The sequence below is a fragment of the Pseudomonas sp. GM74 genome (genome assembly GCF_000282455.1).
Taxonomy (GTDB): domain Bacteria; phylum Pseudomonadota; class Gammaproteobacteria; order Pseudomonadales; family Pseudomonadaceae; genus Aquipseudomonas.
Genome location: NZ_AKJG01000044.1, coordinates 56,236 through 68,266, shown reverse-complemented (window position 1 = coordinate 68,266; position 12,031 = coordinate 56,236). Strand labels below are relative to the sequence as shown.

Below are 12,031 nucleotides of genomic sequence, written 5' to 3'. Positions count from 1 at the left end.
GCAAGACCGATGCAAATCCAAGTGTTTATTGGCAATGCCGGCGACGGCAAGACAAGCAAGCTACAGGCAGTTCAGGACCGTCTGGACTTCACGGGAGAAAGCGCGCCGATTATCCAGGCGGGTGCTTATGGGGAGGATGGCTTGCTGAAGATCCTGGAAGTCCGGGCAGCAGGTGGCCAGCGCGAGATCCTGGTGGACGACTGCAGCAGACAGCAAATCTTGAGGGTTTTGGAGTGGCAATCGCGTGTCGAGGACGAGCCACATTTTGACGGCCTGGTGATCCACCTGGCCCGCAAGGACTGACCTGAAATGAATGCGGTGTCGAGGAGTTGCACCTCCCCGACACCAACCACCACAGAGGGCAACACCATGCAAGCACAGCACCAAAGCAGCAGCGGCACAAAGGCTAACACACCGGCGCGGCACCTAGTGGCCACCGCGATCATCGGCTCTGCAGTGATCGGGTACCTGGTACACAAAACGCCCGAATCACGGACGCGCCTCGAAAGCCTAAGTCAGATGGCCAACACCCTGGGCGAACTGAGTGAAAGTGATGCGGCGTTAGTAGCCCAACTGCTCGCTATACCATCCCGGTGGCCCAGTACCACTGACATGGGGACTGAACACAATGTCTAGTAGCTCCGCCGAGATCAATGGAAAGCGTTTCCCCTGGAACATCGACTACACCAGTCTTTGCGACCAGTGCGGCAGGTGGCGCGCCCAAGGCAGACATATGAAATGCAGCCGGCAACGCCAATTGATGAATGCCCATCTTCGCAAGCAACGGCCGAAGTAATGAGCCGCGTCCACTAGAAGATGCACGTCAAGATACTTGGCCCGGAAACGGGCCTTTTTGTTTCCGTTCGTCAGACTGTCGATACACAAGCACAGCCTTAGGGGTTCACATGAGTGGTGTCGAAGCTCGCGGCAATTCCGTGAGAATCTATTTTCAACACAACGGAGAAAAATGCCGAGAATCAATCCCGGGGGGCAACACACCGGCCATCGTGGCCCAGGCAAGACGCCTGGTCGACATCATCGAATACGAGATCCAGGCCGGCACATTTGATTACGCAAGGCACTTCCCCGACTCTTCCAGGTTGGTCGAAAACACCTTCGGTCACTACCTGGACCTGTGGTTGAAGATCAAGGCCAATAGCGTGGCAGCATCAAGCTATCGAGGTTATGCAAACAAAGCCGAAGTCCACGTTCGGCCGCGTTGGGGAAAAGTACAGATCAACAAGATTGATCACTTGGACCTGCAGGAATGGATCCAGGGAACGCTGTCCAAAACGCTCAAAAACAAGACCATCCGCGACATCATCAGCAACGTGCGGCAGGTGTTCCGGTTGTATCGCACCAGGATGAAAGTCGCGCACGACCCGACCGAGGGATTGATGGTGCGTCTGCCAGATCCCGAGGCACCGGACCCGTTCACTAGAGCAGAAATCAAACAGATCCTCGAAACCCCGACCAGCCGCACGCAAGAGCTGTTAATGGTTCAATTCATGGTATGGGCAGGCCCCCGTGTATCCGAGACCATCGCCTTGGCCTGGGAAGATGTCGACTTGGAACAAGGTACGGTGACCTTCCGCAGATCCAAGGTGCGCGGGGCTTACCGGGTGACGAAAACCCGTAGATCGACGCGCAAGGTTCGCCTACTCGCCCCCGCCTGGGATGCATTGCAAAAGATCGATGCGCTGAACCGAAAAAGGAAAGCGGAAACCGTTGATATCGTGGAGCGGGACAACAAAACGGTGCGGCAGCACAAACTGCACTTCGTCTTCCTGAATACGAAAAGCGGCCTGCCGCATGTCAACGACTTCGTGGTCCGAGACAGGTTCTTCAAGGCTCACTTGCTTGCGGCCGGGGTTCGTTATCGAGGGCCTGGCCAATGCCGTCACACTTACGCCAGTCAGTTGCTGACCACGGGCATTGCCTCAATTGATTGGATCGCCGAACAAATGGGGCATACCAACGGGAACATGATCCGCCAACATTATGGGACGTGGATTAATGAGGACGGACCGGATGTCGTGGGGATGCTGCAGCTCGCTTTAAAGCTTTAGCAAACCAGAACCCCCTAGATTGGTATACCAGTCCATGGGGTTCTGGTTTTCGTGGCAACAAAGAAAGGCCCCCACACCTGGGCAAGGTGTGGGGGCCTTTTGAACATAAGCGGCGTTCTGTCTACCTGTCGCCAGAGGCAGCTATCAACCCATAGCCGACGTTCCCTCAACCATTCACAACGTGCCCACTCATGGCATTTTTCGCCGCCGATTGGATCCGTAATGCCGCGTAGAAAGCACCTACACTGGACACGTTATCTCTGCCTATTTCGGAATTCGAACCCGATTAAGGAGCCATGCGTGTACAGAGAATGGGGAAAGCTCTCGCTGGTAATGGGATGGGCGGTCGTTGTTGAGGACGACCCAGCAATTCGCAAGTTGATAGTCGATATCTTGAACGAGATCGGTCTCCTTTCCTTGGACTTCGAAACTGCCGATGACGCTTTGACCTACCTACGGAGCATGCCGGACGGTTGCCCACTGGTGATCGCGGATCATGTTTTGCCAGGTCAACTCCAAGGTGCGGAATTCATAAAGATGGTGAAGGCGAAATGGCCCGCTACCGCTACGATTCTCACTTCCGGTTACTTGCTGGATGCCTCAATAGTGCCCTACTCAACTACGTACCTGGCTAAGCCCTGGTCTAGTGATGATCTGGCGAAGGCTGTAGTAAACCTACTTCAGCCTGATCGCCCCCTCAAAAAACACTAAACTACGAAACGCCCGCTGAACGATTTAGCCAATCTGTTGTGTCGACCGGTTGAATCCACAACCCTATGCGGACACTCGGAATGATGTGAAGACGATTAACCTTTGCGCCGACCTAAACGATCCGGGGGGAGTTAAAGGCGGCGTAGAAATGAACTGACAATTGATTTCGTAGCATCGCTTGTGTCTAAGTCATGAAGCGCGCTCAGAGAGTGCCAAATGCACTCGGAGATCTCGTTTTGAGGTGTGGCGTTTTCGGCATCAGGGACAGACGCTTCAAAAACATGGTGGCGTGTGTTGCCTGCATCGAACTCAAAAATGTACAGGAGCTGATCAACGCTCAGCCCGGTTTCTTCTTGGAGTTCTCGAGCGGCAGCTCCAGCGATAGCTTCGCCAGTTTCTACCTTGCCACCAGGCAGAACCCATTTCGACTTCGGTTTTCGAACGAGCAAGATATGCCTATCTCTCTCGCATATGACGGTAGCTCTGACTTTCATCTTCTGACCCGGAAGGTTTGCCATTAAATTGTAATAAAAATGTCATCTTCAAGGCGCATTTATCGACGAATGCAGCATTTAGAGCCCGCCGAACTCAAAAAGGTGCCAGATTGTCTTCGGAATGAGTGATTTTGATGTGGCCTTGGCTGACCGCTTCTGGCCGATTTCTGCCTGTCGCGACCGGCTGAAAATGGCCGATTGCTGCATACCGTGAAGATCTGAAAGAGATTGCTGGTGGCCAGTCATTTACGTTGCAGATTCAGGGGCGATTCCCTAGGACTGCCGCAGTCGCATAATCGCATCTGTAATCGCTTTTGTATTTGTGTCCAGGGTTTCCATGGCCACGACTGCGTTATCTGCAACAGTCTCTGCGCCATTCTCCGAAAGCCACTTGGTGACCTCCTCTATAGCAGCTCCCAGGGCATGCTGGTTGTGCAGCAGCAATGTCAGAGCATCTGCCGTGGCAATGTTGGAGTCCGAGTTATCTGGCATGGAAGTCGTCCTTGGGGCGGTCGGAAAAGTCTAGTTCATCTCGTCGCGGGCGACGGCCACTCACTCATTCAGTGGGGGCCTATTTCTGCACCAGATTAGAGCATCTGTCCCAGATCTGTCCCATATGGCCCTTTTTCAGACGCCAAAAACCACAAACCCCCGACTTTCTCTAGGAAAATCAGGGGTTTGCGTTTACTGAATGTGGCGGTGAAGGAGAGATTCGAACTCTCGATACAGTTTCCTGTATACACACTTTCCAGGCGTGCTCCTTAAGCCACTCGGACACTTCACCGTATCTCTTCAAACAAGTTCTGTCTGTCGAGGCGCGCTAATGTAGTCGAAAGCTTTTCCGATGGCAAACATTTTTTTCAGAATTTTCATGCGGTTAACGCGATTCAGCATTTGCAGTCGCTCCGGGCCATGGCAAACCGGCCAATCTCCGGCTTCGTGTCCTCTTCTATATAGAGGGGAATGCGCAGCAGGCACGGCGGGCTACGCTTGGCGGGCGGGTAAAGGGTGACTGGCGGGTCAGTCACGGCGCTTTACCTGGCCTGCGGCGGTGGGTAACGTCTGCCCAACTTTATTGAAAGGAATAGCGTCATGAGTGAGTTGATTTCCTACCATCTCGAAGACGGTATCGCGACCCTGACCTTGAGCAATGGCAAGGTCAACGCCATCTCCCCGGATGTGATTGCCGAGTTCAACGCTGCGCTGGATCGGGCCGTGACTGATCGTGCGGTGGTGATCATTACCGGCCAGCCGGGCATTCTCTCTGGCGGTTATGACCTGAAGGTGATGACGGCCGGCCCCAGGGAAGCCGTGGCACTGGTGACCGCCGGCTCGACCCTGGCCCGCCGCCTGCTGTCGCACCCCTTCCCGGTGATCGTTGCATGCCCGGGACATGCGGTGGCAAAGGGCGCGTTCCTGCTGTTGTCGGCCGACTATCGCATCGGCGTTGAAGGCGCGTTCAGCATTGGCCTGAACGAAGTACAGATCGGCATGACCATGCACCACGCCGGTATCGAGATTGCCCGTGACCGCCTGAACAAAGTGGCGTTGCAGCGCTCGGTGGTCAACGGTGAGATGTTCAACCCACAAGGTGCCGTGGCGGCCGGTTTCCTTGATGTCGTGGTCTCGCCTGAAGAACTGCAGGGCGCGGCACTGGCGGCGGCTCGTCAGTTGAAGAAGATCAACATGACCGCGCACAAAAACACCAAGCTGAAAGTGCGCAAAGCGTTGCTGGAGGCCCTGGACAACGCCATCATCCAGGATCAGGAACATTTGGGCTAAGCCCGGTTCTACTGCAACGAAAAGCCCGACCGTCGTGTCGGGCTTTTTCATACATGTCTACGTTAAACGTCTGTAACCGCTCTAGACCGCATCTGACCAAATAGTCGGACACATCAGCTCAAACATCAGCCATCCCCCACTTCCCTGGGAGCAATTGCCGAAAACAGTGCACATCCGTACACTGCGCCACCTTTTGTCCCGGTGGGGCCTATAAATGCTGTTTTTGTTCCGTATGTCATTGATGGGCCTGCACTTTATCGTGGCAGGTGTGCTGGGAGTGATTCTCGGCCTGTGTCGGCCATTCAATCCGGACAATAGCCGCCTGTGCGCACGCCTGTACGCATGGCCGGCCATGTGTATTTTGCGTTTGCGGGTGAAAGCCGAAGTCAGGCCGTTGATGGATAAACCCGACAGCTGCGTGATCATCGCCAACCACCAGTCCAACTACGACCTGTTTGTGTTTGGCAATGTGGTGCCCCGCCGTACCGTATGCATCGGCAAAAAGAGCCTGAAATGGGTGCCGCTGTTCGGGCAGTTGTTCTGGCTGGCCGGCAATGTGCTGATCGACCGTGGCAATGCGCAAAAGGCGCGAAAGTCGATGTTGACCACCACTCACACCCTGCAAAACAAAGACACCTCGATCTGGGTTTTCCCGGAAGGCACGCGCAACCTGGGTGAGGACTTGCTGCCCTTCAAGAAAGGCGCCTTTCAGATGGCCATTGCCGCGGGGGTGCCGATCGTCCCGGTATGTGTCAGCAGTTACGTCAAACACATGCGATTGAACCGCTGGCGCAGCGGGAAAATCCTGATTCGCTCGTTGCCGGCGATTCCCACCGCCGGATTGAGCCTGGACGACATGCCCATGCTGATCACCCAGTGCCGCGAGCAGATGCGTGAATGCATCGAATCGATGGACCGGCAACTGCAAGCCGCCTGAAAAAGAAAACCCGCCTGGTGCGGGTTTTCTTTTGCCTGTGCGTCTTTGCCCAGAACTCGGCAGATTTAACTGACTCTCAAACACTGCGAGGTTAAGCTGATCCACACTACCAATGCATTCGTTGCCAATTGAAAGCTGCCAAAAGAAGTGAACCACCATCATGGGTAGAGTTGTTGCTGCTGCGGTTTATAGCGCCGGTAAGAGAGTCACCAATATCACCCTTGACGAAGGCGCAGCCTGGGCGGCAAAGCCCGGGCACTTTGTCTGGATCGGCCTCGAAGAGCCGAACGCCGAGGAACTCTACAATCTGCAACGCCAGTTCAACCTGCACGAACTGGCCATCGAAGACGCCCTGGAAAAGCACAGCCGGCCGAAGCTGGAAACCTTCGGCGATGCGCTGTTCATCGTGACCTATTCCCCCATCCGGGACGAAGGCAAACTCAAGTTCATCGAGACGCATATCTTTGCCGGCAATGGCTACATCATTACTGCGCGCAACGGTCACTCGGCGTCCTACGCCCATGTCCGACAGCGCTGTGAGGCGCGTCCGCTATTGCTTGAGCACGGGGAAGATTTCGTACTCTATGCCATCCTCGATTTCGTGATCGAAAACTACCAGCCGATGGGCGAAGCCATTCACGCGGAAATCGATGAACTGGAGGGCAATGTGTTATGTGGCGTGTTGAATGACTACGACATCCAGAAGCTACATGGCCTGCGTCGTGATGTCTTGCGCTTGCGTCGTTATGTGGCCCCGATGATCGAGATAGGAGAGGAGTTACAGAGGCTGAGCTTCCCGTTTATCGACAAGAACATGCGCCCGTACTTTCGCGATGTGCAGATCCATGTAACGCGGCAGATGGAAGACCTGACGACTCTGGCGGATATTGCCAGCCAGACGATTGAGGTCGGGGTGCTGTTGGAGGCCTCACGCCAGAGCGTGGTGCAACGCAAATTTGCGGCCTGGGCGGCGATCCTGGCCTTCCCGACGGCAGTGGCGGGGATCTACGGGATGAACTTCCAGAACATGCCGGAGTTGAGCTGGCACTACGGGTATTTCGGGGTGCTGGGGTTCATTACGGTGGGTTGTTTGGGGTTGTGGGCGAGTTTCAAGAAGTCGGGGTGGCTGTAGGACAGTGTGCCCACAGTGAAAACCGGTTGCCCCATTCGCGAGCAAGCCCGCTCCCACATGTTGATCGCATTTCAATGTGGGAGCGGCGGTGCGGCGATCCGACTTGCTCGCGATGTTTTCAGCCTTTGACAGCTGTTGGCTTGTGCGCGACAAACCGCATCATCCACTCGGCAACCGTGGTGCCGTGGTGCTCCTGTTCCAGGCTCGCGATACCCTTGGAGTAGACTTGCTCGCCCAGTGCCTGTTGGCGAATCTCCAGCAGGGCACGGGAGTAGTCGTGGATGAATTCCGGATGCCCCTGGAAGCACAACACCTGATCGTTGATGTGATAGGCGGCATACGGGCAGAAATCGCTGGAGGCGATGACCGTGGCGTTCTCCGGTAGCGACGTGACCTGGTCCTGGTGGCTGATCAGCAGCGTCAGTTCTTCGCGCACCGGGTTCATCCATGGCGCCTTGGCGGCCAATTTGTAGTTGTGGGTGCCGACGCCCCAGCCCTGGGTCGCACGCTCACTCTTGCCACCGAGCAGCAACGCCAGCAACTGATGACCGAAGCAGACGCCCAGCAATTTGTCGCCGCGCTCGTAGCGGGTCAACAGATATTTCTTGAGGGTTTCGATCCACGGGTCGGTGCCGAAGGAGTCGGCCTTGCTGCCCGTCACCAGGTAGGCGTCGAACGTCAGGTCGTCGCTTGGGTATTCACCCTGCACCACGTTGTAGACCGTGAAATCGGCGGCAATCGGTTGCTGCGAAAACAGGTGTTTGAACATCTGCCCGTAGCCCTGATATTGGTCAACCAATTCCGGACGCAGGTGGTCGGTTTCCAGAATGCAGATGCGTAACGACATAAAAAATACCTGACACGTGATGGGAATAATGCACACCCCAGAGCCTGCCTTGAAACGCTGTGACAAGGCAAGCCCCGAAATGCATCCTCTCCCCCTTAGAACGCCTCCCCTTTGGCGGCCTTCTCCAGCAGCAAGGCGGGTGGCGCGAACCGCTCGCCATATTGCTTGGCCAGATACTGCGCCCGGGCGACAAAGTCCTGCACGCCGTACTGGTTGATGAACTGCAGCGCACCGCCGGTCCAGGCGGCGAAACCGATACCGAAGATCGAGCCAACGTTGGCATCGGCCGTCGAGGTCAACACGCCCTCCTCCACACAGCGCACGGTTTCGATGGCTTGCACGAACAGCAGGCGATCACGCACGTCCTTGGGCGAAATCTGCCCGTCGGCTTTCTCGAAGCGGGTTTTCAACTCAGGCCACAGGTGTTTCTGGCCGCCCGTCGGATACTCGTAGAAACCTCCACCGCCAGCCTTGCCCGGACGCTTGAACTCATTGAGCAACACGTCAATCACGGTAAATGCCGGGTGCTCTATCAGCGGTTTGCCTTCTGCTTGCAGGTCCTTGGCCGTTTGCAGACGGATATGGCTCATCAGGCTGAGGGACACTTCGTCAGAGATCGCCAGCGGTCCTACCGGCATGCCGGCCTTGCGCGCTTCAGTCTCGATCATCGCCGCGCTCACGCCCTCGCCCAGCATGGCAATGCCTTCGTTGGTGAAGGTGCCGAACACCCGCGAGGTGAAAAAACCGCGGCTGTCGTTGACCACAATCGGGGTTTTCCTGATTTGCAGGACGTAATCGAACCCGCGGGCCAAAGTTTCGTCGCTGGTATTGGCGCCCTTGATGATTTCCACCAGCGGCATTTTTTCCACGGGGCTGAAAAAATGCAGGCCGATGAACTTGCTTTGGTCGGGCACTGCGCACGCCAGCCCACTGATCGGCAAGGTCGAGGTGTTGGAAGCGATCACCGCGTCCGCCCCGACGACCTTCTGCGCCGCCAACGAGACCTTGGCCTTCAATTCTCGATCCTCGAACACGGCCTCGATGATCAGGTCGCAACCGGCCAGGTCAGCATCGTTTTCGCTGGTTTGAATGCGTGAAAGAACGGTATCGCGTTGTTCGAGGCTCATTTGTCCGCGAGCGACTTTCTTGTCCAGTAGCGCCGCCGAATGCGCCTTGCCCTTCTCCGCTGCCGCAAGATTGATGTCCTTGAGCACCACATCGATCCCCGCCGCCGCACTGACAAACGCGATACCGGCGCCCATCATCCCGGCACCGAGCACGCCGACTTTACGAGTGACATACGGTTCAAAGCCTTGAGGCCGCGAGCCGCCGGCATTGATTTCGTTGAGCTGGAACCAGAACGTGCCAATCAGGTTTTTCGAGACCTGGCCGGTGGTCAGTTCGGTGAAGTAGCGGGTTTCGATCAGGTGCGCCGTGTCGAAATCCACCTGCGCCCCCTCGACCGCCGCGCAGAGGATTTTCTCCGGCGCGGGCATCGTGCCCTGGGTTTTGCTGCGCAGGATTGACGGTGCAATCGCCAGCATCTGCGCGACTTTCGGGTTTGACGGTGTGCCGCCCGGAATCTGGTAGCCCTTCACGTCCCAGCGCTGCACCGCCACCGGATTGGCAAGAATCCACGCGCGCGCCTTGGCCAACAGGTCTTCGTGATCGCTCGCCAGCGCATCGATCAATCCCGCCTGCAACGCCTGTTGCGGCCGCAACCTCTTGCCTTCAAGCAGATAAGGCAGGGCTTTTTCCAGGCCGAGCATGCGCACCATGCGCACCACGCCTCCGCCGCCAGGCAGCAGGCCGAGGGTGACTTCCGGCAGGCCGATTTGCACCGACGGGTTGTCCAGCGCCACGCGATGATGACAGGCCAGGCAGATTTCCCAGCCGCCGCCCAATGCGGCGCCATTGATCGCCGCGACCACCGGCTTGCCGAGGGTTTCCAGGGTGCGCAACTGGCCCTTGAGGCTCAGCACCATGTCGTAGAAGGCCTTGGCCTGGGGGTTGCCGACCTTGATCAGTTCGTTGAGGTCGCCGCCTGCGAAGAAAGTCTTCTTGGCCGAGGTGATGATCACACCGGCGATGCTGTCCTTGTCGGCCACCAGGCGCGCAACGCAGTCCGCCATGGCTTCGCGGTACACCGCGTTCATGGTGTTGGCGCTCTGGCCGGGCATGTCGATGGTCAGGACAACGATCTGGTCCTGGCCTTTTTCGTAACGAATGGCTTCGTTCATAACGGGGTTCCTTGAAGTCCGGGCTCAGAGGCGTTCGATGATGGTGGCAATGCCCATGCCGCCGCCGACACACAGGGTCGCGAGACCATAACGCAGGCGTCGGGCTTCCAGCTCATCGAGCAGCGTGCCGAGAATGGCGCAACCGGTGGCGCCCAGCGGGTGGCCCATGGCGATTGAGCCGCCGTTGACATTGACCTTGTCCGGATCCACGGCCATGTCCTTGATGAATTTCAACACCACTGAAGCGAACGCCTCGTTGACCTCGAACAGATCGATGTCTTCGACCCGCAGCCCGGCCTTGGCCAACGCCTTGCGGGTCGCCGGCGCGGGGCCGGTGAGCATGATGGTCGGATCGGTGCTGGTGACTGCCGTGGCGACAATCCGCGCCCGGGGCTGCAAACCCAGCGCCCGGCCCTTGGCTTCAGAGCCGATGAGCATCAGCGCCGCGCCATCGACAATCCCGGAACTGTTGCCGGGGGTGTGCACATGGTTGATCCGCTCGACATGGCTGTAGACCCGCAACGCGGTGGCATCGAAGCCCATCTGCCCCATCATCTCGAAACTTGGCTTGAGCTTGCCCAGGCCTTCCAGGGTCGATTCGGCGCGGATGAACTCATCGTGATCGAGCAGGATGATGCCGTTCTGGTCCTGCACCGGCACCAGCGACTTGTTGAACGAACCGTCGGCCCGCGCCCGCGCAGCCTTTTGCTGGGAATGCAGGGCGTAGGCATCGACGTCCTGACGGCTGAAGCCTTCAAGGGTGGCGATCAGGTCGGCGCCCACACCCTGTGGCGTGAAGTGACTGTGCAGGTTGGTCGCCGGGTCCAGCGCCCAGGCCCCGCCATCGCTGCCCATCGGCACCCGGGACATCGACTCGACACCACCGACCACCACCAGGTCTTCGAAGCCGGAGCGCACTTTCATCGCGCCGAGATTCACAGCCTCCAGTCCCGAAGCACAGAACCGGTTGATCTGTACCCCCGCCACGCTGACATCCCAGTCGGCCACCTGAGCGGCGGTCTTGGCGATGTCGGAACCTTGATCGCCGATCGGTGTCACGCAGCCGAGCACCACGTCATCGACCTGGCTGGTGTCCAGCGCCGTGCGCTGTTGCAGTGCGGTGAGCAAACCGGCAACCAGGTTCACCGGTTTGACGCTGTGCAAGGCGCCATCGGCCTTGCCTTTACCACGGGGCGTGCGTAACGCGTCGAAAATCAATGCTTGGGTCATGACGTCCTCGAACCGCAATGCAGGTGGGTAAATACCGAGTGCCCACTCTTGGCCCGAGCCGCGTTTGATTCAATGACCGCAGCGCTCACAGACGTTGACGCTCACGCTCAGACGGACGGTAGTCAGCTACCATTCAGGACCCCAAGCTGTCTAGCCAACGGGCGCCAAAGAAGCTGGCAATAGGCCTCATGCCTTTTTTAAAGCAAATCGTAACAACACCATACGAAATGGATCTAAACCAAGCGCAGCGCGGGCTCTAAGGTGAACTTGTACGAAGTTGTCGTCGGGTTTTGCCGAGGCGCTCGTCACTACAGGAAGTGCAACGCGCTGCCATCATGGAGCTATGCGGGCAGGCATCAGGAAATAACAAAAAAGGCGGTCAAGCCATGTTCAAACAATCGAAAGTACGTCAAGCCGGGCTCATCCTTTTCGCCACCACGCTGTTGTTGATATTGCCGAATCTGACCAAAGTCATCGGCTAGTCGCGTCTAAAAGATACGGCGTCACAGTTTTTGAATTGCCACTCTCAAAATGTGACTGGCCCGCTACCCGGGCCAGCGTGGCTGTGCCAATCTTGCGGCACTTGCAC

General features: G+C 57.3%; 11 protein-coding genes and 1 tRNA gene. 6 read left to right on the top strand and 6 right to left on the bottom strand.

What is annotated here, in order from left to right:
- The first annotated feature begins 9 nt into the window (after positions 1-9).
- The 3 genes from PMI34_RS19035 to PMI34_RS0127155 all read left to right on the top strand — a co-directional run bounded on the left by PMI34_RS19035 (position 10) and on the right by PMI34_RS0127155 (position 2,780).
- Positions 10-303, top strand: coding sequence for a hypothetical protein (locus PMI34_RS19035; RefSeq protein ID WP_008048478.1), 294 nt, complete (start codon positions 10-12; stop codon positions 301-303).
- Positions 304-905: 602 nt separating this feature from the next.
- Positions 906-2,069, top strand: coding sequence for a site-specific integrase (locus PMI34_RS19045; protein ID WP_008048467.1), 1,164 nt, complete (start codon positions 906-908; stop codon positions 2,067-2,069).
- A gap of 300 nt (positions 2,070-2,369) precedes the next feature.
- Positions 2,370-2,780: a response regulator gene (locus PMI34_RS0127155; protein ID WP_081498056.1), complete on the top strand. Its 411-nt coding sequence runs from the start codon at positions 2,370-2,372 to the stop codon at positions 2,778-2,780.
- A 131-nt stretch (positions 2,781-2,911) separates the two neighbouring features.
- Here PMI34_RS0127155 and PMI34_RS27945 read toward each other — a convergent pair whose 3' ends face one another.
- The 3 genes from PMI34_RS27945 to PMI34_RS19055 all read right to left on the bottom strand — a co-directional run bounded on the left by PMI34_RS27945 (position 2,912) and on the right by PMI34_RS19055 (position 4,058).
- Positions 2,912-3,274, bottom strand: coding sequence for an NUDIX hydrolase (locus PMI34_RS27945; RefSeq protein ID WP_032829523.1), 363 nt, complete (start codon positions 3,272-3,274; stop codon positions 2,912-2,914).
- Positions 3,275-3,547: 273 nt separating this feature from the next.
- Positions 3,548-3,766 (bottom strand): hypothetical protein, encoded by a 219-nt coding sequence (locus tag PMI34_RS19050; RefSeq protein ID WP_008048455.1) that lies wholly within the window; start codon positions 3,764-3,766, stop codon positions 3,548-3,550.
- A 202-nt stretch (positions 3,767-3,968) separates the two neighbouring features.
- A tRNA-Ser gene (locus PMI34_RS19055) sits at positions 3,969-4,058 on the bottom strand.
- Between the two features lie 308 nt (positions 4,059-4,366).
- On the opposite strand from PMI34_RS19055, the gene PMI34_RS19060 reads away from it, so the two are divergent.
- The 3 genes from PMI34_RS19060 to PMI34_RS19070 all read left to right on the top strand — a co-directional run bounded on the left by PMI34_RS19060 (position 4,367) and on the right by PMI34_RS19070 (position 7,125).
- Positions 4,367-5,056 carry a crotonase/enoyl-CoA hydratase family protein gene (locus PMI34_RS19060; protein WP_008048453.1) on the top strand — a complete coding sequence of 230 codons (690 nt, stop codon included), beginning with the start codon at positions 4,367-4,369 and terminating at the stop codon, positions 5,054-5,056.
- 214 nt (positions 5,057-5,270) lie between these two features.
- On the top strand, positions 5,271-5,993 hold the full coding sequence (locus tag PMI34_RS19065) for a lysophospholipid acyltransferase family protein (protein ID WP_008048452.1): 723 nt from the start codon (positions 5,271-5,273) through the stop codon (positions 5,991-5,993).
- Between the two features lie 160 nt (positions 5,994-6,153).
- Positions 6,154-7,125 (top strand): magnesium and cobalt transport protein CorA, encoded by a 972-nt coding sequence (locus tag PMI34_RS19070; RefSeq protein WP_008048451.1) that lies wholly within the window; start codon positions 6,154-6,156, stop codon positions 7,123-7,125.
- A gap of 118 nt (positions 7,126-7,243) precedes the next feature.
- On the opposite strand, the gene PMI34_RS19075 is transcribed toward PMI34_RS19070, so the two are convergent.
- The 3 genes from PMI34_RS19075 to PMI34_RS19085 all read right to left on the bottom strand — a co-directional run bounded on the left by PMI34_RS19075 (position 7,244) and on the right by PMI34_RS19085 (position 11,442).
- Complete coding sequence (locus PMI34_RS19075) at positions 7,244-7,972, bottom strand: amidotransferase (RefSeq protein ID WP_008048450.1); 729 nt, start codon at positions 7,970-7,972, stop codon at positions 7,244-7,246.
- Between the two features lie 95 nt (positions 7,973-8,067).
- The gene (locus tag PMI34_RS19080) at positions 8,068-10,212 is read right to left on the bottom strand and encodes a 3-hydroxyacyl-CoA dehydrogenase NAD-binding domain-containing protein (protein ID WP_008048449.1); all 2,145 of its coding nucleotides are present in this window, start codon (positions 10,210-10,212) and stop codon (positions 8,068-8,070) included.
- Positions 10,213-10,236: 24 nt separating this feature from the next.
- Positions 10,237-11,442 (bottom strand): acetyl-CoA C-acetyltransferase, encoded by a 1,206-nt coding sequence (locus PMI34_RS19085; protein WP_008048443.1) that lies wholly within the window; start codon positions 11,440-11,442, stop codon positions 10,237-10,239.
- Positions 11,443-12,031: the final 589 nt, after the last annotated feature.